This is a genomic window from Rhizobium sp. P2_G9 (assembly GCF_056403475.1).
In genome coordinates this window covers 129,565-153,075 of record NZ_JBFUFK010000011.1, presented here as the reverse complement: position 1 = coordinate 153,075, position 23,511 = coordinate 129,565, and the positions used below count along the sequence as shown (strand labels likewise).

Below are 23,511 nucleotides of genomic sequence, written 5' to 3'. Positions count from 1 at the left end.
TACGGAATTGCACGCCGCCAAGCGAGCCCTCCGCCAGCAAAAAAAGCCGAGGAAGTCGCCCTCCCCGGCCTCTATTCGCTCTAAAAACTATTCGCTACCGGCTCAGTTGCGGGCCTTGTCGACCAGCTTGTTCTTGCCGATCCACGGCATCATGCCGCGCAGCTTGGCGCCGACTTCTTCAATCTGGTGATTGTCGTTCATGCGGCGGATGCCCTTGAAGCGGGCGAGGCCGGAACGGTATTCCTGCATCCATTCCGACGTGAACTTGCCGGTCTGGATGTCCTTCAGCACGCGCTTCATCTCGGCCTTGGTCTCGGCGGTGATGATGCGCGGGCCGGAGACATATTCGCCCCATTCAGCCGTGTTGGAGATCGAGTAGTTCATGTTGGCGATGCCGCCTTCATAGATCAGGTCGACGATCAGCTTCACTTCGTGCAGGCATTCGAAATAGGCCATTTCCGGGGCGTAGCCGCCTTCGACCAGCGTTTCGAAGCCGGCACGGATCAGTTCGACCAGACCGCCGCAAAGCACGACCTGCTCGCCGAACAGGTCGGTTTCGCATTCTTCCTTGAAATTGGTCTCGATGATGCCCGAACGGCCGCCGCCGACGCCGCAGGCGTAGGAGAGCGCCAGTTCCAGCGCATTGCCCGACGGATTCTGGTGCACGGCGACCAGGCACGGCACGCCGCCGCCCTTCTGGTATTCGCCGCGCACGGTATGGCCCGGGCCCTTCGGCGCGATCATGACGACATCGACGGTGGCCTTCGGCTCGATCAGGCCGAAATGCACGTTGAGGCCGTGGGCAAAGGCGATGGCAGCACCGTCACGGATATTCGGGGCGATCTCGTTCTTGTAGATGTCGGCCTGCAATTCGTCCGGGGTCGCCATCATCATCAGGTCGGCCCAGCCGGCGGCTTCGGCAACGCTCATCACCTTGAAGCCATCGGCCTCGGCCTTCGCGGCAGTGGCCGAGCCGGTCTTGAGCGCGATGGCGACGTTCTGCGCGCCGGAATCCTTGAGGTTGAGCGCATGCGCACGGCCCTGCGAGCCATAGCCGATGACGGCGACTTTCTTGGCCTTGATGAGGTTGAGATCGGCATCACGATCGTAATAGACGCGCATTGTGGTTCCTTCCCTTTGCTGTCTTGTTGAATCTTGTGGCAGGCGTCAGCCGGCCATCCCCTTATCGGTCCCGTAGAGCCGAAGAAAGGCGGCAACCGCCTTCTTCGCCCGCGGTCCAAAACTTTTGGCGCGCTCGGACATGTCCTCGCCGAGCAGCATGCGCACGTGCCAATCACGCACGATCAGCCCATAAAGCGTCTCATAGGCCTCGGCGGCATCGTCGAACTCTATCAGCCTCGCCCGCCGGCCGGCAATGAGCAGCGCCGTGGCGCGGCGGCCGATCTGGCGGCGGCCGCGTTCTAGCAGGATCTCACCGAGCTCGGAGCCGTCGCGGCTCGTCTGGCCGATGGCGAGCCGGTTGAGCGCCAGCGACACGTCGCCGGCCAGAACTTCGAGGAGCGCTATGGCAAAATCGTCGAGCAGGCGCTCGAACGTGTCGCGGGTCAGCACCCCGGCATTGGCCTCGCCGGTCTTCACCTTCGACGCCTGGTAGGCGATCATCGCCTCCATCAGCCCGTCGCGGTCGCCGAACCATTTGTAGAGGCTCTCCTTCGAGCAATTGGCAGCGCGCGCCACGCCGGCCGTGGTCAGTGCCTTCTCGCCGCCCGAAACGAGAAGGCGCAACGCCTCTTCGAGCACGGCCGCCTGGCGCGGCGAAAACTGGTCGGGATCGGGACTGTCATTCATGGTCAGCATGGCGGTGCCTTGTACGTACCGTACCGTACGGTTCGCATTGAAATACTCCTGCTCGCGGCAGGGGTCAAGACCGAATTCATCGGGTTTTCGGGAAAGCTAACGCTTGGAACGCATCTAGCAAGACCCTCTCTGGCCTGCCGGCCATCTCCCCCACAAGGGGGGAGAAGACTCGTGGCATCCGCCCGGCCCAAATCAGGGCTTCTGCGAGGCCGCAGGTTGCCCCCCAACAAAGGGGGAGGGACTTAACTTGCTATGACGCCCGTGCCCCAATTGAGGCAGGGCGCGTGCCGCAAGTCTTCTCCCCCCTTGTGGGGGAGATGGCCGGCAGGCCAGAGAGGGTCTTGCCAAATGCAATAGCCCCCCGCTCACCCCCACGGATTGGCCTTGATGAAATCCACGAAAGCCCTCAGCGGCGCCGGCATGTGCCGCCGGCTCGGATAGTACAGATACGGCCCGGAAAACGGCTGCTGCCAGTCCGCCAGCACCTCCACCAATTCGCGGCGCTCGATGAACGGCGCCAGTGAATCGCGGAAGGTCGCGACAAACCCCAGGCCGCCCAGCGCCGCGCCGACCTCTATGCCGAACGTATTGGCGATGAGCCGACCCTGCGGATTGATGCGCAGCACCTCGCCATCCTTCTCGAATTCCCAGGTGTTGAGCCGGCCGCTCTCGAAGCGATGGCGGATGCAGGGATGTTTCAGGAGATCGCGCGGATGAAGCGGCACCCCATGGCGCTCCAGATAATCCGGTGAGGCGACGACGGCGAAACGTTGTTGGCGCGGTCCGATCGGCACGGCGATCATGTCGAGTTCCAGGCTCTCGTCATAGCGGATGCCGGCATCGAAACCTTCGGCAAACACGTCGATGAATCTGTCCCTGCCCTCGACTTCGAGTATGATGTCGGGATGCTGCGCCAGAAACGGAATGGCGATGCCGGGCATGAATTCGCGCGCGACAATGGTCGGCACGTTGAGCCGCAGCCGCCCCGCCGGCCGGTCGCCGGAATCCTTGACCTGGTCGATGGCGCCGGAAATTTCTGCCAGCATCGGAACGATCCGCTCCAGGAGCTGTTGGCCGGCTTCGGTCGGCGTGACGCTGCGGGTGGTGCGGTTGAGGAGCCGCGTGTCAAGCCGCGCCTCCAGCCGCCGTACCGCTTCGCTGAGTGCGGAGGCCGACACGGCCCTGATGGAGGCGGCGCGGCGAAAGCTGCGGCTTTCGGCGACGGCGGCGAAGGCTTCGAGGTCGGCAAGCGGCAGATTGCTCATTGTGCGGATTTCCGTACAGGTCATTCGATCTATGCCGAATTATCGCACAAAACCGGATGCGGTAAAAGCCTGTCCATCCCGCCGGCGAGACCCGACGGATACCGAGGAGAGAGATGATGAAAGATACGACTCTTGGCAAGAACGGCCCGAAAACCTCCGCCTTTGGCCTTGGTTGCATGGGCATGTCCGGCATGTACGGCCCGGCCGACCGCGCCGAATCCATTGCCACCATCCATGCTGCCATGGAAGCCGGCGTGACGCTGCTCGACACCGGCGATTTCTACGGCATGGGCCACAACGAACTTCTGATCGCCGAAGCGCTGAAAGGCAAGGATCGCGACAAAGTCGACATCAGCGTCAAGTTCGGCGCCCAGCGCGACCCCTCTGCCGGCTGGATCGGTTTTGACGCGCGGCCGGCTGCGGTCAAGACGGCGCTCGCCTATACGCTGGTCCGCCTCGGCGTCGACTACATCGACGTCTACCGCCCTGCCCGGCTCGATCCGAACGTGCCGATCGAGGACACGATCGGCGCCATAGCCGACATGGTCAAGGCCGGCTATGTCAAGCATATCGGCCTGTCGGAAGTCGGCTCCGAAACCATCCGCCGTGCCGCGAAAGTCCATCCGATCGCCGACCTGCAGATCGAATATTCGCTGATGTCGCGCGGCCTCGAAGACGACATCCTGCCGACATTGCGCGAACTCGGCATCAGCGTCACCGCCTATGGCGTGCTGTCGCGCGGCCTGCTGAGCGGCAGCTGGCAAAAGGGCAGCACCGGCCAGGGCGATTTCCGCGCCCACAGCCCGCGCTTCCAGGGCGAGAATGCCGATCGCAACCTGGCGCTGGCCGACGCCTTGCAAAAGGTCGCCCAGGCCCGCGGCATGACCGCATCACAGGCGGCAATCGCCTGGGTCGCCGCCCAGGGCGACGACATCATCCCGCTGGTCGGCGCCCGCAAGCGCACGCAGCTCGCAGAATCCCTCGGCGCGCTCGACCAGGCCCTGACGGCGGAAGATCTCGCCTCGCTCGAAGCCGCCGTGCCGAAGGACGCCGTCGCCGGCAACCGCTATGCCGACATGCGCTCGCTCGACAGCGAACGCAAATCGGCCTAACGGCGGCCCAGTGACACCGCCGGACCGCCGGTGGTATCACTGGGCATAGTTCGTCGGGATCACCGCCGCATCCTTCAGCGCCTCCATCGAGATCGAGGCAGAGACGTCGAACATTTCGACCTGCCGGATGATCTGTTTGTAGATGACGTCGTAATGTTCGACCCGCGGCAGCACGATCTTGAGGATATAGTCGTAGACCCCGGTCAGCCGGTGCGCCTCGACGATTTCGGGGATGGTGGCGATCACCCGGCGAAAGGCGTCGACCCAGTCGTCGGAATGCCTCGACGTTTTCACCAGCGCAAACACCGTGGTCGGCAGGCCGAGCTTGCTGCGATCGAGCACCGCGCGGCGCCCGATAATGTAGCCCTCGTCTTCGAGCCGCAGGATACGCCGCGAACAGGCCGAGACGGAAAGGTTGACCGCGGCCGCCAGGTCGCTGACCGGCGTGGCCGCATCCGTCTGCAGCAAAGCAAGAATCTTGCGATCACGATCATCAAGCATGGATTCATTCGCCTCGGTTTACCTGCGCGCAAAAATACGGCGCTGAAACAACATTGTGCGCCCGACATCACGCGAAAACCACCAATATCCGCAAATCTTTGCAAATAATCTTCGCCCGGGTTATGCCATTCTTATCACTGTTGAAACACCAGCAGGATGAACGGATATGAAGACCATCGGATTGATCGGCGGCATGAGCTTTGAAAGCACCGCGATCTATTACCAGACCCTCAACCGCCTGGCGCGCGACCGCTTCGGCGGGTTGGCCTCGGCCGAGATCCTGCTTCACTCCGTCAATTTCGCAGACATCGTCGCCCTGCAGAAGGCCGGCAAATGGCAGGAAGCCGGCGCCCGCCTTGGCGCCATCGCCAAGAACCTCGAAACCGCCGGCGCCGATTGCGTGCTGATCTGCACCAACACCATGCACAAAGTCGCCGACGACGTCAGCGCCAAACTTTCCGTGCCGCTCGTCGACATCATCGACGAGACGGCCGCCGCGCTGAAGGCCGCCGGCAAGTGCCGCCCGCTGCTACTGGCTACCCGCTATACGATGGAAGACGGCTTCTATCATCGTGCCATGCGGACGGCTGGCATCGAGGTCATGGTGCCGGAAGAACCCGCCCGGACCCGCGTCCATGACGTCATCTTCAACGAACTCTGCGCCGGCCAGGTGCTGCCGTCGTCACGCGACGACCTGCTGGCGATCATCGAAGACATGAAGGCCGCCGGCGCCGACAGCGTCATTCTCGGCTGCACCGAAATCTGCCTGACGCTCGATCCGGCCAACTTGCCGCTGCCCGGCTTCGATTCCACTGCGATCCACTGCGACGCCGCAGCACGCTTCGCCTTTAACGACAACAGTGCGTTGGAACGCCAACGGAAATATGCATAATCGACTCCTCGTCGGGGGATGTTTATGAAGTCGTTGGCGGTTCTGTTTTTCGGTGCATTCCTGGTGCTCGTCTCCGCGCAAGGCGCTTTCGCGGAGACTCGCTGCGGCTGGCTCGAAAACCCGACACCCGGCAATTGGTGGCTCCTCGACAAAGATGACAGCTGGACGCTGATGCAACAGGGCGGCTATCAGGCCGACGGCATGGATATGATCGGCGACATCTCCGCCGGCGACTATGTCGCCACCAACGGCAATTACGGCTATGCCTGCGCCTGCCTGGACGTCGAGACCAATGCTGAGGCGAGTCGCGTCGTCGCGATCCACGGCTTCAAGCAGCTCAAAATGTCCAAATGCACCAACGACAAGGCACTGACGCCGCCTGGCCAGTAGTCAGCTTTCGCCGGCGTCGCCTTTCAGCATGATGGCGATTTCCGTTTGCCATTGTTCGGGGGTCGGATCGTCGAGTTCGGTCTTGTGGAAAATATCGATTCGGCATCCGTAGAAGACGCCGACTTCCGTCGAGGCGCAGTCCCATTCGACGCCCTTGATATCGGCCCAACCCATCAGCATGGCGTCGACATCGGACAATTTATTGTAGTGCCCTTCCCAAGTCACGGACATGAATGATCCGCCCGGCAGGATGCCGGCCCGGATCGGCCCGCCGCCCGCATAGAGTTTGTCGGTGAAATGGCCGAATTCGATATCCATCTCCCCCGTCGGGCTGATGGTGTTGTAGCGGAAGAAGGCCGGACCGCCATGGGCAATGCCCTCAGCCTGCATGAAGTTGCGCACCTCGGGAAGAAACAGCTGCGATTGCTTGACAATTTGTCGACTGAAAAGCCTGGATCGAATAGCGAGGTAAGGCTGCTTCTTGCGCCGATTTCGAACTGGCAAGCTCAGCATGGGGCAAAAAACTCCTGAAATGTAGGTCTGCTGAAATTATGACCGTCGATCATATTTTCGTTATAAATTTGCTCTTTGAAAAAGAAAAGCCATTTCCGTCAGCCGAACGGCACGTGATTTAATTATAAAATTCGAATATTAAGCAAAGCGGCGGCGCAGTCTGCAAATTTTTCTCGACGCCGAACTGGGATTACAACGGCAAATACTTAAATAGCGCCATCGGAAATAGTATTTCAGCGACGCGCGATTACTGAAAATCGCCGCCACACATTTTCTTCTGTTGTAGAAGCCCCGCCCTGTGGGCTTTTAACATATCTTAACCTTACAATTGATTTGACCAAGCGAATTTTTCCGCAAAAAGCGATTCACGGCAAGCGATTTCGACTGTCCTGATCCCGACTTGGCACAATAATCAAGGCCGCGGCAGAAGGGCAGCGCCGACCATCAAATGCTTTGGATCCGATTCCAGATTCCGCCGGCGGCATGCAGCAAAAGCCTGGCGTCATCCGTTCGGCGCGCCGGATGCGAGGCGAATGGCTCCGAACGTCTCTGCTTCATCCTCCCAGTCGCATTCGGCAATATCCATCCCGGCGAGCGGATCGCCCAGCATGCCCGAGACGATAGAAGCCAGAATGCGCGGCATCGGCGGCAGATTGGCGACGGTCGCCACCAGTTGATCGCGGACGGCCGAAAGCGGATGCGAATCGCTTTGGTAGAATGGCGTGAAAATCCGGGAAAGCCCCTGGAACAGCCAGACGTGCCGGCGACGCAATCGGCAATAAGCCGTCGTCGCCGCATCGAGATCGGCATGCCTGGCAAGTCCCGCTGCCAGCGCCGCCGCATCGAGCAGGGCCATATTGGCGCCCTGCCCCAGTTGCGGACTGGTGGAATGGGCAGCGTCGCCGATGAACACGACGCGGCCGACCGCCGGCCGGACCAGCGTCTGGTGCCGGTAGCGCGCCAGCACCATCGCGTTCCAATCATCGATCTGTTGAAGAAGCGGCGACAGTTCTGGCCAGTAGCTGAGTACGCAGGCCTTCCAGCCCGCAAGACCCGCCGTCTTCAGCGCCTCCGCTTCGCCCGTCTTCTGGCTCCAGAAGAAGGCGAGCTTTTCCGGTGCAGCCATATCGAGCCTTCCGACCGGCAGCACACCGATCATGACTTCGGCATGGTCGTAGCGCTGCACGAGCGAATGCCGCTCGAAATCGAAGCCGCTGGCATCCAGCGTCGCCCAGAAGGCGCCATAGGCGAGTTCCCGGCCGCCCGCTTTCGGCAGCAGGTTCGCCACCAGTGGCGAGCGCGCCCCAGTCGCATCGACGAGCAGGTCGCAGCTTGCGGCCATTCGATTTTCCAGCATGAGCGTCGGCCGGCCGGTCACATCCGCCACCCCGCTCACCGCCGATGACGGCCTGATCTCGATACCGGCGGCGCGCACCGCATCATGCAGGACGTCGAACAGCGCCGCGCGCTGCACCGCAAGCCCGAACCGCCGCTTCGGCCCGGCGGCGTAGCGCACATCGAGCACCGTACGGCCGCTTTCAGCATCGGTGCCGCGCAGCCGGTCGATCCTATGACCGAGCCCGATTATTTTGTCGAGCAAGCCAAGTGCCGCCAGCACGGAAAGCCCGGTCGGCTGCAGGATGAGCCCGGAGCCCACCGGCGCAGGCGCGTCGAAACGCTCATAGATCGTCACCCGGTGGCCGGCACGACAGAGAAATAGCGCCGCCGCAAGGCCGGCAATGCCTGCCCCGCAAATCGCGATCGTCCTGGGATTGGTTGCTGCCATTCTGCCCTCGTCCGTCTCTGTTGAGACGGCCAAGCGCCTCAGAATATTTCGCCGAGCGCACGCCGAAACCGCCGCACGGTTTCCGCCATGCCATATTCCAGTGCATCCGCGGTCAGGCCATGGCCGATGGAGACTTCGGCGAGATGCGGAATACGTGCCGTGAGCGCCGGCAGATTGGCGACCGTCAGATCGTGGCCGGCATTGACCTCGAGGTCTACGGTCTTCGCGCGGTCGGCCGTGGCTCCGAGCTTTTCCACCCAGGCCCGGGCAGCGTCGGGGTCGTCGTAGCAGCCGCCAAAGGGCCCGGTGAACAGTTCGATGCGGTCGGCGCCGACGGCTTTCGCCACCGACACCTCGTCGGCATCTGCATCGCCTTCGGCAAACAGCGACACGCGCATGCCGCCACGCTTCAGGCGGCCACAGACTTCCGTCAGCCGGTGACGATTCTCGGCGAAAGCCCAGCCATGGTCGGATGTCGATTGCGACGGATCGTCGGGCACCAGGGTCACCTGGTCGGGCCTGTGGGTTTCGACCAGCCGCAAAAAGTCTTCCGTCGGATAGCCTTCGATATTGAATTCCCGGTCCGGAAATTCCGTCTTTATCAGCATCTTGAGCGCCGGCACGTCGGTGAAGCGGATATGCCGCTCGTCAGGCCGCGGATGCACGGTCAGCCCAGCAGCACCGGCCGAAAGCGCGATGCGGCCAAAGCCTGTGACGCTTGGCCATGGCAGGTCGCGCCGGTTGCGCAGCATGGCGATTGCGTTGAGATTGACGGAAAGCTTGGCGGGCATGGCACGGTCCGGAAAGGCAACACCATACCTCATTAGCCGATCGGAATGATCAACGCCAACCATATTTCGTCATGCATCGATCGCGTTTTTTGATAGAGTCGCGCGCAACCGTTTTGTTCGCCGGCGAATGGAAAATCGGTTGAACCCACCCGGAATTGCCGGCCGAAATCCATATCCGACAGCAGGCTGGCGCGACTTCCTCTCAGAATTAGTGTAAAATCGCCTCATCGCTGATGGAATTTGATCTATCCCCTTGATGTTCGGTCCCATTTTATAAACAATGCGATTGGGGACGAAGGGCGACGGCAGCAAGAGACAGCAGCGCGGCAGAGCGCTGGCATGTTGAGACGTATGATTTTGCCGATCGCCATCGACAGGGACGCCTCGAGGGACTGGAGGGCGGCAAGGGCATGCACCGATCGACGGACAATCCGACGAGTGCTTTTTCGGAACAATCCCATGATGGCGCCGAGAGCCATTTTCTTCCGGCGGTGCCATTGCCGCGACGTCTGCCCGCCAAACCGATCCCGATCGCCGACATGGCCAATTTTTTCGGCGTCACCCACCGTACGCTGCATTTCTACGAGGAGAAGCGGCTGTTGAAGCCGATCCGCACCGGCGCCATGCGGGTCTACCCTCCTGGCCAGGTCCAACTGATGGCGCTGATCAATCTCTGTCGCGAAACCGGCATGCCGATCGTGCAGATCCAGGAACTGCTGCTTGAACTGGAACAGGCTGCATCGCAGGATGACTGCGACCGGATGTTCCACAAGGCAATGCTCGACCGCAGGAAGGAATTGCTGGCCGACGAATCCCTGCTCAGGCGGCAATTGCAGCAGATCAACGAAATCCTCGAACAGGGCTCTGACGCCGGCGCCGAGAATAATGACAACCGCCAGCCGCGCACGCCCTTCCTCTCAGAGATCGAGTTCGAGTGCCTGAAACTGATGGCCGAAGGCTATACGCCGATGCGGATTGCCACGGCGCTCAGGCGCCCGATGGACGACATCATGGCCACTGAAGCCGGCATCATCCGCAAATTCGGCTCCTCCAACCGTTTCCAGGCGGTCGCCAAGGCCGTGCTGCTCGGACTGATCGGCACTGAGAGCTCCTAGAGACAAGGTCGTCACAGCCACGGGCCGTAACCGATATAGCTGGAACAGGTTCAGCGGACGATCGTCAGCCGTTCCGCCGCCCGTGTCACGGCGGTGTAGAGCCAGCGCTCGCGCGTGTCACGGAAGGCCCAGGCCTCATCGAACAGCACGACATTGTTCCATTGCGAGCCCTGTGCCTTGTGCACGGTCAGCGCATAGCCATAGTCGAACTCGTCGTAACGCTTGCGCATGTTCCAGGGTATCTCGCCGTCGATCTCCTCGAAGGCGGCCTTCAACACCTTGATCTTGGCCGCACCGCGATCCATGTCGTCGTCTTCCGGCCGCACGAGCAGGTTGATCCCCGGCTTCGTCGTTTCCTTGGAGGCCGACAGCACCTGCCAGAGCGAACCGTTGAGCAGCCCTTTGACCTGGTCGTTGCGCAGGCAGACCAGCTTGTCGCCGGCGGCCGGGTAGCTGTTGGGAAAGCCCTTGAGCTCCCTGAGGCGCTGATTGTAGCGCTTGCGCGTCTTGTTGGTGCCGACCAGAACTTGATCGGCGCCGAGCACGAGATCCTGCGTCACGTCACTGCGCGGAATGACCTGCGCCGTACCGTAATCGCCATACATGACCTCCTTGCCTTCGCGCACATGCATGGCAAGCTGGATGATCGGATTGTCGCGCGCCTGGCGATGGATTTCGGTCAGCAGGTAGTCCGGCTCCTGCTCGGTGAAGAAGCCGCCGCCCGAAACCGGCGGCAACTGGCCGGGGTCGCCGAGCACCAGCACCTTGGTGCCGAAGCTCAGAAGGTCCTTGCCGAGCGCCTCGTCGACCATCGAACATTCGTCAATGACGATCAGCGGCGCCTTGGCGACCGGGCTCTGTCGGTTGAGCGAAAACATCGGCGAAACATTGGTCTTGCCGGTGACCTCGTCTTCGATCTCCTCCTCACCGCGCGGCCGGTAGATCAGCGAATGGATGGTCTTGGCGTTCGAGGCGCCGCGTGATCTGAGCACCTGCGCCGCCTTGCCGGTGAAGGCAGCAAACAACACTTCGCCGCCATTGACATGTTCTGCAAAGTGTTTGGCAAGCGTCGTCTTGCCGGTGCCGGCATAGCCGAACAGGCGGAACACCTGGCTGCGCGGCTCTTTCAGCCAGCGCGACACCGCCTGAAGCGCCTCATCCTGTTGGGTCGAAAATTGCATGGTCGGACTTGGCAGGATTCGAGATCAATTGACAAGGCATTTAGACAGGAAGCGACGCGATGGGATCGAAGCATGGAACCTTCATCGCCTCGAAATGCCTGACATTATGCGTCAGGACTGAAAAGTCGTGGACGATAGCAGTTGCGCCGATGAGCACATCGGGATAGCCTGGATGCCAGCCCTCGGCCTCGGTGCGATCAGCCAGTTGACCTGCCGATTTCGCAATCTCCTTTGTGACATCCAATACATTTTCGTCCATTGCATCTTCGAGATTGGACAACCATGCGGCCAAATTCGCCGCTTTTCGAGAAGCCCCTCTTCGCGATAACGTCCTGATACCTTGTTCAATTTCCATGATCGTCACGACCGAAACATAAAGTTCGTCCTGTTTCGCCGCGATCCAGTCGCGGAACGTCTGGACGAGTTCCGGCCTGTCCATAGCCAGAATGGATATCGCGGACGTATCGAGCAGATAACGCTCGCTCACAGGTCGACATCTCTGATCGGGGTCTGGTCACGCTCAAATTCGATGCCACCGGGAAAGGACAGGAGCACATCGGCAACCGATCTGCGTTGCCGCCGAACCTTTTTCGCGTCTTCGATGGACACCAGCACGGCTGCGGGTTCGCCATGCCGCGTGATCGTCACCTGCTCGCCCGCTTCGACAGCGTCGACCAACTCAGAAAACTTCGCCTTCGCTTCGCGAATGGGGACTGACCTCATTTCAACACGTCCTTGTAACTACATGTGACCACATTATCTCGGATGCCTGCCCCAGGCAAGCGACTATTCGCCCGCCGCCGTACAAAACACCGCCAGCTTGTTGCCCACGGGATCGCGCAGATAGGCCACATAAAAATTCTCGCCATAATGCGGCCTGAGCCCCGGCTCGCCTTCGTCCGTACCGCCCGCCGCCATGCCGGCTTCGTAGGACGTGCGCACCAGCGCCCTCGTGCCGGCCTGGAAGGCCGGCATCATGCCATTGCCGGAGGTCGCCGGCCCGCCGTCGAAAGGCGGCCCGACCCAGATCGTACCGGGACCATTGTCCGGGTCGGCGACGCCGGGGATGAAAAAACCGAAATGCCGCTCGGTCCGCGTCTGCTCATAGCCGAGCGGCGTGAGCAGCGCGGCATAGAAGCGGCCAGATGTCTCGGTATCGTTGGCGCCGATCGACAGATAGCTGAGCATCGTTCTCTCCCTTTCGGAACAAAGAAAGAACATATTGCGGGAATTGGCAAGCGGTTTTGTCGCTTGTGTAGAGATCGGCCCCGCTGCTATCCGTAGTTCGACCCGTCGTGCGGCATCGCGTTCCCCCTCAGCGCCCTGCACAATCTCACCACTAGCGCATCCTCGTGCATGGGCCGAAGTGCTCAAGCAGAGACCGACAGTTTAACCTTAAGCCCCGCCCGCGATGCAAGATCGACAAGCGCTTCAAGGCTAAACCTGTTTATGCGTCCTCGCAGTAAATCATTCAAACGTGGTTGCGTTATACCGAGACGTTCTGCCGCAGCGGATTGCGTGACGTTCCATCCTTTAACAGCACGTTCGACCTCGATTAGGAGATCGGACTTCAAGGTCATATGTTCGGCTTCTTCGCGCGTATTGCAAAGAGCATCCCATACGTTGTCAAAAACTTGCTCTTTCATGACGCACCTTTAATTTGCTTGTATCTCTGACGTGCCAAGTCTACGTCGTATTTTTCTGTCTTCTCCGTCTTCTTTTGAAAGACGCGATCATTGATCGACGCGACATAGATTACCCGGAATGTTCCTTCCGCATCCCAAATTCGTATCTCGCGCGCGCCCGAGCCGGCTGCTTTGAATGGCTTCCAATCGTGTGGCTCTTCACCGAATTGAAGACGTCTAAGCTCTTGTCCAGCAACGCTACAAGCCTCTTCGGAAAAATCCCGAATTCTTGATAGGCTATCGCCAAGAAATTGAATTTGCTTTTTACTCATGGCATTATATATCCGAATGGATATATAATTTCAAGTGCTAACTGGTGAACTTGCGGAGATGCGCAGGAACGAAAAAGTCTGGGATTAGCGGGGTTCTTTGATTATGGGAACATTCGAGAGGAATGACGGTGAAGGTGAGATGCGAGGCTATTTTAGCATCGGCCAGAGGCTGAGCACCAGAAGCACCGCCATGATGATGTTGAACCATTTGAGCCGCGCCGGATGCGACAGCCATTCGCGCAGCGCCGAGCCGAAACCGGCCCAGAGCGATATGGACGGAATGCCGACGACCACGAAGGCGAGCGCGACGAGAAACACAGTCAGCACATAGCGGTTGGGATCGGTATAGGTCGTCATCGACGAGATGGCCATGACCCACGCCTTGGGATTGACCCATTGGAACGCAGCGGCGGCCAGAAACGACATCGGCTGCGCGCCCGTCTTGCCCTCGCCCAGCGATCGAGACGTGCCTATCTTCCAGGCGATCCAAAGCAGATAGAGACCGCCAGCGATCTTGAGCACGACGAACAGCGCCGGGACAGCTTTGAGCAGTGCCCCAAGCCCGAAGCCGACGCAGAGGAGCAATACGAAAAAGCCGCCGGATATGCCGAGCATATGCAGTATGGTGCGCCGGAATCCGAAATTGACACCGGAGGCCAGCACCATCATGTTGTTCGGCCCTGGCGTCACCGATGTCGTGGCCGCAAACAGCAGCAATGACAGAAAGATTTCGAGTTTCATGAGGCCCCCGCGTAGCGAAGATAAAGAAATGCGCGTGACAGCGTCCAATCAATTCGGCTGAAGCCCGCAACAGCGAAATTCATGTGTCGGAAAAAATCTCGGCCGGCCGATGGAATAAACCGGGCGCGCCGTGTGTCTCATGTCCAGCCGCAGCAATAGGCGCGGCATCCAACCCGAGGAGACCATGATGCGTGTCCGAATTCTGATCCCGATCCTGCTCGCCGCCAGCGCCTCCGCAGCCTTCGCCGCGCCGGCTGTGACAACCGTCAAGACCGACAAGGGCGATGTGCTCGCCGGCGCAAAAGGCATGACGCTCTATACGTTCAAGAACGACAAGGACGGCATGTCGAATTGCAACGGCGAGTGCGCAGAATACTGGCCGCCCTTCAAGGCCAAGGCGAGCGACAAGGCCGACGGCGGCTACACAATCATCAAACGCAAGGACGGCTCGAAGCAATGGGCCAAGAACGGCATGCCGCTCTATTATTGGGTTAAGGACAAGAAACAAGGCGACGCAACGGGTGATGGCTTCAAGGGCGTCTGGGATGCCGCTCGGCCATAAACCCACATCCGATCCGGCCGGCGCCGGCGCGCCGGCCCCCGACAGTTTCGAAGGCCGGCTGATGGCCCTGATGCCGGACCTCAGGCGCTATTCGCGCAGCCTGGCGCGTTCGGACGCCGACGGCGAGGACTTGCTGCAGGACAGTATCGAGCGCGTCCTCGTCAACCGTGCCACGTGGTCGGGCGTCAACCTGCGCGGCTGGGTGCTGGCGATCATGACCAATCTCTATCGCAACGGCGCGCGCCGGCTGCGCAGCTTCCCGTCCGTCGAGATCGACGAGGCAGAGGGTGTGCCTGCTGCCGAGCCGGCGGGCGATCCGCTGCAGCGCGACCGTCTCGCCCGCGCGCTGGATGCACTGACATCCGAGCACCGGGCGGTGCTGATGCTGGTGGTGATCGAGGGCTATGCCTATGCCGAGGTTGCCGACATGCTGAAAGTGCCGATCGGTACTGTCATGTCGCGGCTGGCCCGCGCCCGCGAACAGCTCGGCCGGCATCTCGCCGGCGACAATGTGATTCCTCTCCGGAGACCCGAATGACCGACGCCGACACCCCCCTTTCGCCTGAAGTGCTGCACGCTTATGCCGATGCACAGCTGTCGGCCGAGGACATGGCGCGCGTCGAACGCTGGCTGCGCGAACATCCAGAAGATCTCGCCCGGGTGCGCGACTGGCAGGCACAGAACCGCGCCATCCAGGCGACGTTTGCGCCCTACCGCACCACACGACCCGACGATGCCGCCATGTTTGCCGACGCACCGCAGCCGGCCCGCATCGGATGGCTGCGCTATCCGGCTGCCATTGCCGCCGGTCTCTGCCTGTTCCTTGCCGGCGTCGCCACCGGCCATTTCCTGCCTGCTTCACCGGCACATCTCCCGGTCGAGCAGGCAGCACTGCACGAGGAGGCCAGTTCCGCCTTCCTGATCTATACCAGCGAAGTGCGCCATCCGGTCGAGGTCCGGGCCAATGAGAAGGACCATCTGGTCACCTGGCTCGGCAAACGCCTCGGCCACAAATTCGCCGCCCCCGATCTTTCCGGCCTGGGTTTCAACCTCGTCGGCGGCCGGCTGGTGCCGGTCAACGGCAAGGCCGGCGCGCTTCTGATGTATGAGGATGCGACCGGCAAGCGGCTGACAGTCATGGTCGGCCAGAGCGGCGAAAACGACGTCACCAGCTTCCGCTTCGCCAGCAACGGCCCGGTGGAGACCTTCTACTGGATCGACGACCGGCTCTCCTATGCTGTCACCGGCGAGATCCCGCGCGACATGCTGCGCCGCATCGCCGACACCTGCTACCGGCAGTTCAACACCTGAACCGGCTTGTGCGGCAGGCAGTCGCACAGGATACCAAGCCACCCAACTTTTAGGGTCGAGCCACTAGTCTCGACCCGTCCTTCGGCCGCCCACAAGGTGGACAGGGGCTTTGTCATATGCAATTGCCCTGCCCTCAAGGGGGAGATTGCCGCAAGGGTGCATCCCGGACACAACAGACGTCTTCGAAGAACGCGGCGGCGATCCCCGATGTCAGGTGAGCACGACGATCTTTCCGCCGGAGAGGTTTTGTTCCATGACGCGGTGCGCCTCGACGATTTCATCGATCTTGAATACCCGGCCAATCGGCGGTTTGAACCGTCCGGCTTCGACCTCGCCGATGATGTCTTGCAAAGGCGTAGCGACAAAATCATCGGCTCCGCCGGAGTAAGTGGTCAGGTTGACGGTCGACGGAATAATCTCCATGGGTGCGAAGCGCTGGTACTCCCAGGCATCTCCGACCATTCCTGCCATGCACACACTGCCGCCCCTGGCGGCGCAGTTGAGGCTGTCCGTCAGGGTCGTCGTGCCAACGAGTTCGAATATCTTATGAACTCCGCTTTGGTGAAGGCGGCGCACATCTGCCGCGATTTCTCCTGGATCGATGATGACTTCGTCGGCGCCGTTTTCAAGAAGCATCGACCGACGATCTTGCCTCCGGGTGGTCGCAATCACATGAGCGCCAAGACGCTTGGCCAGGATCGCAGCTGTCAGGCCAACCGATGTCGTCCCGCCGCGTATGAGCAGGATCTCACCCGGCTTCAGGTGGAGCGCCGTTTCCAGGGCGCCCCACGCCGTCTGCACCATTTCGGGCAAAGCACCCAGAACATCCCAGGAGAGATTGGTCCTGAGCTTTTGAACATTCGCGGCTGGAACAAGTGTAAATTCTGCATAGCCGCCGTCAAAGGCACGGCCCATGCCGCCCATCGCAGTCGCCACGATATCGCCCGCGTGGAATTCACCGCCCGGCGCGGAGACCACCGCGCCGACGGCTTCGATTCCGAGAATGCGGGGAAAGACGACGCTGGGAGAATGTCCCTGCCGCGTGAAAAGCTCGGACCTGTTCAAGCCGAATGCATGGACCTGGATCAGCACCCAACCCGGCTTCGCGTCCGGCAGGGGTCTATCTTCAAGCTTCAAAACGTCTGCCGGCCCAGGCTCGTGAACGACAACTGCTTTCATGGAAGAGATCAACTCCAGTTGGAGAACGAACGCTGCACACAGATGTGATCAAAAACAAATTCGTGATAAATGTCGCTTCCTGATCAACACTTGCAACAGAATGTTTCCAATGGATCGCTTCTCAAGCATGCGTATTTTCGTCAAAGCCGTGGAAATGGGCTCTTTCAGCGGGGCAGCAGAGGCGCTCGGCACCTCGCCGCAGCTCGTGGGAAAGCACGTGCAGGCGCTCGAGAATTATCTGGGTGTCAAGCTTCTCAACCGAACCACACGCCGTCAGCATCTGACGGACATTGGCAAACAGTATTACGAGCGCTCGCAAAATATCCTTGCAGAGGTCGAAGCCGCGGAAGCCCTGGCAGAGGAGACCCGCATCATACCGCGGGGTAGGCTGAGAATAAGTGCCCCCGTCACATTCGGCATCCATCTGCTTGCTCCGAAACTTCCAGGGTTCATGCGCACCTATCCCCAGATTTCGGTTGAACTGTCTTTGTCAAACCGTCTCATCGATTTGATTGACGAGGGCTATGACGCCGTGTTCCGCGTGGGGGACTTGTCCGACAGCGCTTTGATCGCCAAACGACTCAACCCCTATCGCTTGGGTATCTGCGCTTCGCCGGACTATCTGAAACTGCATGGTATCCCGCAAACGCCTGCCGATCTGAGCCAACACGAATGTCTGATTTTCTCGCATACCAGCTTGAGGACGGAATGGACTTTCGACGGACCCGACGGACGAAGCAGCGTCGCCATTGCGGGAAAGTTGATGATGGACAGCGGCGAAGCCCTTTTGAGCGCGGCGCTGTCCGGACAAGGGGTCATTCTTCAGCCGCTTGAGCTGTTGCGCCAAGGAATAGAGACTGGGAAACTTGTCCCTCTATTGCCTGGCTATCAGGTGCCGACGCGTCACTTGCACGTACTTTACGCGCCCGACAGAAGGGTCACACCCAAACTGCGCAGTTTCCTTGATTTCGCGGCAACCGAGTTCGGAAGTGAGAAGGTAAAGTGACTCCGACATGCTGCAGCACGGTCCCGGTATACGATTTCTCGGCGTGACTATCCTGGAATGGCGCCGATTTGCCGCATGAGACCCAAGAAATCAGGTTGACCATATTCCCCAACGATCTGGCCATGACGCAGATAATAGATGTTGATTGCAGTGACCGAAATGGCCTTTCCAGTCGGCGAAACACCAAGGAAGCTTCCGTTGTGGGTGCCATGCATTGTAAAGCGAGCAGCGATCTTGTCTGGACCGAACACTGCATCCTCGAGTGTCCACTGGATATCGGGAAAGCCGCTTCGCATCATGCCTATGATCTGCATGTAACCGGGTGGACCCATCAATGGCTCGATGCGGCCGGGAACGAAAAATGTTGCGCTTGGCGATACGAGGCGGTTGGCCTTGCCTTCGTCAGCAGTGTTGATGAAGTCAACAAACGCGTCCAGGAGCCGTCGGTTAGTGTCGGTCACAGCCGACGGCTGGGTGACGGATGACGCTGCTGAGTGGGAGGATTCAATCAAGGGAGCTTCCTTTTTTCAAATGGGTCCGGCGGGCCAAGGAACCAGCCCGGCCAGTGAAGTCGCCGCGCTGTTGACCGCCGGATAAACAATAGGTTTTTGCAAAAACTCGATAAACTGGCGGTGTTGATCGAGACTAGAAACAAAATTTTTCAAGTACTGGGATTGCGGGCAACTGCGGGGTGATCGGGTGAGGTCCCTTCCCCGCCACCATTCGCTTCTGGAAGGAAGGTAAGTGTCCGCACCGCGCGTATCAGGCGGGCGGCCTCGTCACCATTATCGAAGGCGCGCCATCGGGGCGCTCGGTGGTGGCGGAGTATATCGTCAGCGGGCATGCGGTGGCGCAGTGCCGACACTTGGTACCGGCAGTTCAACGCCTGAACCGGCTTGTGCCGCGGACCGAGGCTTGCTTATGCTGCGGCTGGAAGTCCGAACTGAGAGGCAAGAATGTCCGAAATACCACGCGTCAGGCTGCCGGATGGCCGCGAGGTCGCAGCCCTTGGCCAGGGCACCTGGAATATGGGCGAGCGCAAGGCCGATGCCGCGCGCGAGATCGACAGCCTCAAGGCCGGCATCGACCTCGGCATGACGCTGATCGACACCGCCGAAATGTATGCCGAGGGCGGCGCAGAGGAGATCGTCGGCGAGGCGATCCGGGGGCGGCGTCCGGATGTCTTCCTGGTCAGCAAGGTCTATCCCTGGAATGCCCGCCGCGACAGCACGATCGCCGCCTGCGAGCGCAGTCTGAAGCGTTTGCGGGCCGATACAATCGACCTTTACCTGCTGCATTGGCGCGGCGAGCATCCGCTTACCGAGACGATCGAAGCCTTCGAGACCCTCAAACAGGCCGGAAAGATCGGCGCCTGGGGCGTGTCGAATTTCGACACCGACGACATGGAGGAACTATTCGACATTCCGGGCGGCGAACGATGCGCGACCAACCAGATTTTCTACAATCTCTCCCGCCGCGCCCCGGAATATGATCTGCTGCCGTGGTGCCGGCAACGCAAAGTGCCCATCATGGCCTATTCGCCGATCGAACAGGGCAGGCTCCTCAGCCACCCCGAACTGATCCGCATCGCCAAAGCCAATCAGGCCACGCCGGCGCAACTCGCGCTGGCTTTCCTGCTCAGTCAAGGCGACATCATCGCCATCCCGAAGACGTCCGAGCGCACCCGTGCCGCCGAGAACCGTGGCGCTGTCGAACTCTCCATCAGCGACGCAGACTGGAAGGCTCTGGACGAGGCCTTCTCGCCGCCAGCGCGGAAGCGACCGTTGGAGATGTTGTAGAGTTGGGCGCATTGCTGCGCAGGGCAATCATATAAGTGCAACGCTGCTTGTGGCAGGGCGTCAAAGGCAGATTCCCTCTCCCCTCGAGGAGAAGGTCCGCCGTTCCGCGCACCGCCCACCAAATCCATCTGTGGTACCATCCATCATGACGATCCTGATTCTCGGTGCAAACGGCTTCATCGGCTCGGCGGTACTCGCGCGGCTTGCCCGCGCCGGCTGCAATGTCACCGGCCTCGGCCGCGACATCGGCCATGCGCAGAACCGGTTCCCCACCGCGCGCTGGATCAGGGTCGACCTCGCCACCCTGACCGAACCCGAACGCTGGATGCCGCTGCTCGAAGGCATCGAGGCCGTGGTCAATTGCGCCGGCGCGCTGCAGGATGGCCTGCGCGACAATCTTGCAGCCACCCAGCAAGACGCGATGCTGGCGCTCTACGACGCCTGCAAGGCAGCCGGCGTCGGCGTGGTCGTGCAGATCTCCGCCCGCCTCGACCTCGCCGCCGACCTGCCCTTTCTCGTCACCAAGGCGAGCGCCGACGCAGCGCTGAAGCGGTCCGGCCTCCCCCATGTCATCCTGCGCCCGGCTTTGGTTCTTGGCCGCAATGCGCATGGCGGGTCGGCATTGTTGAGAGCGCTTGCCTCGATGCCGCTCACCATGCCGCTCGTCTATGCCGACCAAGCGGTGCATACCGTGGCGCTCGACGACGTGGTCGAGGCGGTGGCTGCGGCGCTGAGCGGCAGGCTGGCGCCCGGCACCGATACGGAACTCGCCGGCGACGCGCTCGATCTGGCCGCACTTGTCCGGCTGCACCGCGCCTGGCTGGGACTGGCGCCGGCCCGCATCCTGCCGCTGGCGCCGGCGATCGGTGCGGCGATCTCCCGGCTCGCCGACCTGTCGGGCCTGCTCGGCTGGCGCTCGCCGCTACGCACGACGGCGATGCGGGTGATGTCGGCCGGCATCGAGGCGGCGGAGCCAATGGTCGCCGTTCCGCTTCGCTCGACGCGCGACACGCTCGCCGCCTACCCCGCCGGCGTCCAGGACCTGTGGTTTGCCCGGCTCTATCTGATGAAGCCGGTCATGGTCGTTGCACTGGCGCTGTTCTGGTTCCTGTCCGGCACGATCGCGCTGATCGATATCGCACCGGCGTCGGCGCATTTCCTGCCCTTCATGCCGACGGCCGCTGCCGATGCCGTGACGATCATCACCTCGCTCCTCGATATCGGGCTTGGGCTTGGCGTGCTCTACCGGCCACTGTCGCGCTTGGCGCTGATCGGGCAGATCGCACTGGCCTGCCTCTATCTCATCGGCGGCAGCATTCTCGAAACATCGCTTTGGCTCGATCCGCTCGGCCCATACGTAAAGGTATTGCCGGCGATCATCCTGTCGCTGGCGACACTGGCCATCCTGGATGAACGTTGATGGATCTCGAAGTCATTCTACGCCTACTGCACGTCGTCGGCGCGACCGTGCTTTTCGGAACCGGCGCCGGCATCGCCTTTTTCATGGTCATGGCCCGGCGCACCGAAAAGCCTGACCTGATCGCCCATGTCGCCGACACGGTGGTGGTCGCCGACACGCTGTTTACCGCCACCGCCGTCATCGCCCAGCCGATCACCGGCTATTTTCTCGCCCGCAGCGTCGGCTGGTCGCTGTCCGACGGCTGGCTCTTGCTGTCGCTGGCGCTCTATATCCTCACCGGCCTGTTCTGGCTGCCGGTCGTCTGGATCCAGACGCAGCTGAGGGACATGGCGCGCGAGGCGGTCGCACAAAGTACGCCCCTGCCGCCCGAATGGTTCAGGCTCTACCGGATCTGGTTCGCCTGCGGCTTCCCGGCCTTCGCCGCCGTGCTCGGCATTGTCTGGCTGATGCTGGCCAAGCCGGATATCCGGCTCTTCTGATTGCCCGATCCTGCGCTATCTCATGCGGCATTGCCGGGGTCAGGGCCGTCGCTGCCCCTGCCCCGCGCGACCGCGCGCCGGCCTGAAAAGGCAGCATGCCAGACGAGCAGGACCGGCTGCAGCAACGCCACGCCGAGAATGATACCGAGCAGCCGCTCATAGACCGGATCGATCGCCACGCGGGAATAATTGTCGGGCACGAGCACGACAAGCAGCGCCAGCGTGAACTGGACACCGGAATAGGCAAACCTGCCCTTGCCGTTTTCGATATGCCGGCCGATCGGCACGCCGATCACCAATCCAAGCAGCAGCAGCGCCAACCCGCCGCCACCCAGGACGACAAAGATAAAGGCGAAGGCGGCACCCGCCAGACAGCCGGCAACACGCAGGCCCATGCGATAGGTGACCGGCATGAAGCCGCTGACCTCGATCGTACTCAGTGGCAGCAGCATCACCGCCATGATCGTCACCGCCGCCTGCGCCAGGTCCGGCCGCGGCCACAGCCAACCGATCAACGGCAGGAGCAGCAATGCCGAGGCACCTTCCGCCGCATGCAGCGCCGCATGCGGATGCCAGCCGGCTTCGCGCGCCGGCGGCCCTAACACACCAGGCCAAGTGCGGCGCACGGTCACTGTCGAGATGGCGCTCACCAGCACGCAGGCGCTGGTGCCGGCGATGATTTCAAGGATGCGCGTCACGGCGAAGCCGCTCAGCAGCGCATCGGGATGTTCAGCCTTGTCGAACAGGATCATCACAAAGGTGAGGCCGACAAACAACCAGGCATAGGAATGCTTGGCGGTCAGGCTGCGATAGAGCCCCAGCCCACCGATGATTGCCGCCGACAGCGCGACCAGGATCGGTTGGCTATAAACGAAGGGAACGACAGCCAGGCCGATCGCGGCGCCGACCACGGTGCCGACGATCCTGAGCACGCCGCGCGGAAAAGTCTCTGACACATGGCCGCGCATGACCATATATCCCGAAAAGGCGGCCCAGGAGACATTCCGCGCATCGAGCAGATGAGCAAAAACGATGGCCAGAAGCACAGAGACGACGCATTCGATCTCGTCGATCGTGCGTGTCGTGACGTTCGGCCAGCGCATCGGCCGGTCACATGCCCTGCGGACCACGATTCATCGCGGCGACGCCGGTACGGCAGACCTCGATCAGCCCGAGCGGCTGCATGATGGTGATGAACTGGTCGATCTTCGAGGACTTGCCGGTGATCTCGAAGATGAAATGATCGACCGTCGCATCGGTCACCTTGGCATTGAAGGCCTCGCCCAGACGCAGCGCTTCACCACGTGCCTCGCCATGGCCGGTGACCTTGACCAGCGCGAGCTCACGCTCGATCGCCCGATCCTGCCCCATTTCGCGAGCCCTGTTGGTCAGGTCGACGACCCGGTGCACCGGCACGATGCGCTCTAGCTGCGACTTGATCTGCTCAAGCACATGCGGCGTGCCACGCGTGACGATGGTGATACGCGACAGGTGCGAGCGATGCTCGGTCTCTGAAACCGTGAGGCTCTCGATATTATAGCCGCGGCCGGAGAACAGGCCGATCACCCGCGCGAGTACGCCCGGCTCGTTGGAGACGAGGATGGAAAGCGTGTGGCTCTCCGCAAGCTCGGTCTCCTTGGGGATGAAATAGGCCGACCCAGTCGGCTGAAGATGCGCTGCATTCATGGTGTTT

29 protein-coding genes are annotated in these 23,511 nt (G+C 61.3%); 11 read left to right on the top strand and 18 right to left on the bottom strand.

The annotated features are described in order from the left end of the window. Positions 1-102 precede the first annotated feature (102 nt). The 3 genes from ilvC to AC1DYF_RS11645 form a co-directional block, all read right to left on the bottom strand. Positions 103-1,122: a ketol-acid reductoisomerase gene (ilvC, locus tag AC1DYF_RS11655; RefSeq protein ID WP_477876888.1), complete on the bottom strand. Its 1,020-nt coding sequence runs from the start codon at positions 1,120-1,122 to the stop codon at positions 103-105. A 45-nt stretch (positions 1,123-1,167) separates the two neighbouring features. Next, positions 1,168-1,818 (bottom strand): TetR/AcrR family transcriptional regulator, encoded by a 651-nt coding sequence (locus AC1DYF_RS11650; protein WP_477876887.1) that lies wholly within the window; start codon positions 1,816-1,818, stop codon positions 1,168-1,170. Positions 1,819-2,183: 365 nt separating this feature from the next. Next, the gene (locus AC1DYF_RS11645) at positions 2,184-3,083 is read right to left on the bottom strand and encodes a LysR family transcriptional regulator (RefSeq protein ID WP_477876886.1); all 900 of its coding nucleotides are present in this window, start codon (positions 3,081-3,083) and stop codon (positions 2,184-2,186) included. Between the two features lie 116 nt (positions 3,084-3,199). Between AC1DYF_RS11645 and AC1DYF_RS11640 the strand changes: the two genes are divergently transcribed. Then, a complete protein-coding gene (locus AC1DYF_RS11640) occupies positions 3,200-4,195 on the top strand; it encodes an aldo/keto reductase (protein WP_477876885.1) in 996 nt (331 codons plus the stop codon). A 36-nt stretch (positions 4,196-4,231) separates the two neighbouring features. On the opposite strand, the gene AC1DYF_RS11635 is transcribed toward AC1DYF_RS11640, so the two are convergent. Next, entirely contained in the window at positions 4,232-4,696 is a 465-nt protein-coding gene (locus AC1DYF_RS11635) for an Lrp/AsnC family transcriptional regulator (protein WP_477876884.1), read from the bottom strand. A 166-nt stretch (positions 4,697-4,862) separates the two neighbouring features. On the opposite strand from AC1DYF_RS11635, the gene AC1DYF_RS11630 reads away from it, so the two are divergent. Then, entirely contained in the window at positions 4,863-5,588 is a 726-nt protein-coding gene (locus AC1DYF_RS11630; RefSeq protein WP_477876883.1) for an aspartate/glutamate racemase family protein, read from the top strand. A gap of 24 nt (positions 5,589-5,612) precedes the next feature. After that, positions 5,613-5,978 (top strand): DUF4087 domain-containing protein, encoded by a 366-nt coding sequence (locus tag AC1DYF_RS11625; RefSeq protein WP_477876882.1) that lies wholly within the window; start codon positions 5,613-5,615, stop codon positions 5,976-5,978. On the opposite strand, the gene AC1DYF_RS11620 is transcribed toward AC1DYF_RS11625, so the two are convergent. The 3 genes from AC1DYF_RS11620 to AC1DYF_RS11610 form a co-directional block, all read right to left on the bottom strand. Further along, positions 5,979-6,368 carry a GyrI-like domain-containing protein gene (locus AC1DYF_RS11620; protein WP_477876881.1) on the bottom strand — a complete coding sequence of 130 codons (390 nt, stop codon included), beginning with the start codon at positions 6,366-6,368 and terminating at the stop codon, positions 5,979-5,981. Positions 6,369-6,993: 625 nt separating this feature from the next. Next, complete coding sequence (locus AC1DYF_RS11615; protein ID WP_477876880.1) at positions 6,994-8,277, bottom strand: FAD-dependent oxidoreductase; 1,284 nt, start codon at positions 8,275-8,277, stop codon at positions 6,994-6,996. A 38-nt stretch (positions 8,278-8,315) separates the two neighbouring features. Further along, on the bottom strand, positions 8,316-9,068 hold the full coding sequence (locus AC1DYF_RS11610; protein WP_477876879.1) for a pyridoxine 5'-phosphate synthase: 753 nt from the start codon (positions 9,066-9,068) through the stop codon (positions 8,316-8,318). A 410-nt stretch (positions 9,069-9,478) separates the two neighbouring features. Here AC1DYF_RS11610 and AC1DYF_RS11605 point away from each other — a divergent pair, with 410 nt between their 5' ends. Further along, positions 9,479-10,183 (top strand): MerR family transcriptional regulator, encoded by a 705-nt coding sequence (locus AC1DYF_RS11605; RefSeq protein WP_477876878.1) that lies wholly within the window; start codon positions 9,479-9,481, stop codon positions 10,181-10,183. Between the two features lie 50 nt (positions 10,184-10,233). On the opposite strand, the gene AC1DYF_RS11600 is transcribed toward AC1DYF_RS11605, so the two are convergent. The 7 genes from AC1DYF_RS11600 to AC1DYF_RS11570 form a co-directional block, all read right to left on the bottom strand. After that, positions 10,234-11,364 (bottom strand): ATP-dependent DNA helicase, encoded by a 1,131-nt coding sequence (locus tag AC1DYF_RS11600; RefSeq protein ID WP_477876877.1) that lies wholly within the window; start codon positions 11,362-11,364, stop codon positions 10,234-10,236. Between the two features lie 40 nt (positions 11,365-11,404). Then, the gene (locus tag AC1DYF_RS11595; protein ID WP_477876876.1) at positions 11,405-11,851 is read right to left on the bottom strand and encodes a PIN domain-containing protein; all 447 of its coding nucleotides are present in this window, start codon (positions 11,849-11,851) and stop codon (positions 11,405-11,407) included. Further along, on the bottom strand, positions 11,848-12,087 hold the full coding sequence (locus AC1DYF_RS11590) for a type II toxin-antitoxin system Phd/YefM family antitoxin (RefSeq protein ID WP_477876875.1): 240 nt from the start codon (positions 12,085-12,087) through the stop codon (positions 11,848-11,850). Before AC1DYF_RS11590 ends, AC1DYF_RS11595 begins: the two co-directional genes overlap by 4 nt. A gap of 63 nt (positions 12,088-12,150) precedes the next feature. Then, the gene (locus AC1DYF_RS11585; RefSeq protein ID WP_477876874.1) at positions 12,151-12,552 is read right to left on the bottom strand and encodes a VOC family protein; all 402 of its coding nucleotides are present in this window, start codon (positions 12,550-12,552) and stop codon (positions 12,151-12,153) included. Positions 12,553-12,734: 182 nt separating this feature from the next. Further along, the gene (locus AC1DYF_RS11580; protein ID WP_477876873.1) at positions 12,735-13,010 is read right to left on the bottom strand and encodes a helix-turn-helix domain-containing protein; all 276 of its coding nucleotides are present in this window, start codon (positions 13,008-13,010) and stop codon (positions 12,735-12,737) included. Further along, positions 13,007-13,321, bottom strand: coding sequence for a type II toxin-antitoxin system RelE/ParE family toxin (locus tag AC1DYF_RS11575; RefSeq protein WP_477876872.1), 315 nt, complete (start codon positions 13,319-13,321; stop codon positions 13,007-13,009). The genes AC1DYF_RS11580 and AC1DYF_RS11575 overlap by 4 nt, the downstream gene beginning before the upstream one ends. Before the next feature lie 147 nt (positions 13,322-13,468). After that, complete coding sequence (locus tag AC1DYF_RS11570) at positions 13,469-14,062, bottom strand: LysE family translocator (protein ID WP_477876871.1); 594 nt, start codon at positions 14,060-14,062, stop codon at positions 13,469-13,471. A 187-nt stretch (positions 14,063-14,249) separates the two neighbouring features. Between AC1DYF_RS11570 and AC1DYF_RS11565 the strand changes: the two genes are divergently transcribed. From AC1DYF_RS11565 to AC1DYF_RS11555, 3 genes are read left to right on the top strand one after another with little or no spacing between them, the layout of a single operon-like run. After that, positions 14,250-14,624, top strand: coding sequence for a COG4315 family predicted lipoprotein (locus tag AC1DYF_RS11565; RefSeq protein WP_477876870.1), 375 nt, complete (start codon positions 14,250-14,252; stop codon positions 14,622-14,624). Beyond that, positions 14,608-15,162 (top strand): RNA polymerase sigma factor, encoded by a 555-nt coding sequence (locus AC1DYF_RS11560; RefSeq protein WP_477876869.1) that lies wholly within the window; start codon positions 14,608-14,610, stop codon positions 15,160-15,162. The genes AC1DYF_RS11565 and AC1DYF_RS11560 overlap by 17 nt, the downstream gene beginning before the upstream one ends. After that, the gene (locus AC1DYF_RS11555; protein WP_477876868.1) at positions 15,159-15,935 is read left to right on the top strand and encodes an anti-sigma factor family protein; all 777 of its coding nucleotides are present in this window, start codon (positions 15,159-15,161) and stop codon (positions 15,933-15,935) included. Before AC1DYF_RS11560 ends, AC1DYF_RS11555 begins: the two co-directional genes overlap by 4 nt. Before the next feature lie 210 nt (positions 15,936-16,145). Here AC1DYF_RS11555 and AC1DYF_RS11550 read toward each other — a convergent pair whose 3' ends face one another. Continuing rightward, on the bottom strand, positions 16,146-17,114 hold the full coding sequence (locus AC1DYF_RS11550) for a zinc-binding alcohol dehydrogenase family protein (protein ID WP_477876867.1): 969 nt from the start codon (positions 17,112-17,114) through the stop codon (positions 16,146-16,148). Here AC1DYF_RS11550 and AC1DYF_RS11545 point away from each other — a divergent pair. Beyond that, complete coding sequence (locus AC1DYF_RS11545; protein ID WP_477876866.1) at positions 17,113-18,120, top strand: LysR family transcriptional regulator; 1,008 nt, start codon at positions 17,113-17,115, stop codon at positions 18,118-18,120. The two genes, AC1DYF_RS11550 and AC1DYF_RS11545, sit on opposite strands and share 2 nt — an antisense overlap. Positions 18,121-18,167: 47 nt before the next feature. On the opposite strand, the gene AC1DYF_RS11540 is transcribed toward AC1DYF_RS11545, so the two are convergent. After that, positions 18,168-18,632 (bottom strand): ester cyclase, encoded by a 465-nt coding sequence (locus tag AC1DYF_RS11540; protein WP_477876865.1) that lies wholly within the window; start codon positions 18,630-18,632, stop codon positions 18,168-18,170. Between the two features lie 444 nt (positions 18,633-19,076). On the opposite strand from AC1DYF_RS11540, the gene AC1DYF_RS11535 reads away from it, so the two are divergent. The 3 genes from AC1DYF_RS11535 to AC1DYF_RS11525 all read left to right on the top strand — a co-directional run bounded on the left by AC1DYF_RS11535 (position 19,077) and on the right by AC1DYF_RS11525 (position 21,818). Beyond that, complete coding sequence (locus tag AC1DYF_RS11535; protein WP_477876864.1) at positions 19,077-19,919, top strand: aldo/keto reductase; 843 nt, start codon at positions 19,077-19,079, stop codon at positions 19,917-19,919. A gap of 145 nt (positions 19,920-20,064) precedes the next feature. Continuing rightward, on the top strand, positions 20,065-21,339 hold the full coding sequence (locus AC1DYF_RS11530; protein ID WP_477876863.1) for an SDR family oxidoreductase: 1,275 nt from the start codon (positions 20,065-20,067) through the stop codon (positions 21,337-21,339). Further along, the gene (locus tag AC1DYF_RS11525; RefSeq protein ID WP_477876862.1) at positions 21,339-21,818 is read left to right on the top strand and encodes a DUF2269 family protein; all 480 of its coding nucleotides are present in this window, start codon (positions 21,339-21,341) and stop codon (positions 21,816-21,818) included. Before AC1DYF_RS11530 ends, AC1DYF_RS11525 begins: the two co-directional genes overlap by 1 nt. A 20-nt stretch (positions 21,819-21,838) precedes the next feature. Here the strand turns inward: AC1DYF_RS11525 and AC1DYF_RS11520 are convergent, their stop codons facing one another. Both AC1DYF_RS11520 and ilvN read right to left on the bottom strand, forming a co-directional pair. Further along, positions 21,839-22,921, bottom strand: a complete 1,083-nt coding sequence (locus tag AC1DYF_RS11520; protein WP_477876861.1) for an FUSC family protein — start codon at positions 22,919-22,921, stop codon at positions 21,839-21,841. A 7-nt stretch (positions 22,922-22,928) separates the two neighbouring features. Then, positions 22,929-23,504, bottom strand: a complete 576-nt coding sequence (gene ilvN / locus AC1DYF_RS11515; RefSeq protein WP_477876860.1) for an acetolactate synthase small subunit — start codon at positions 23,502-23,504, stop codon at positions 22,929-22,931. Positions 23,505-23,511: the final 7 nt, after the last annotated feature.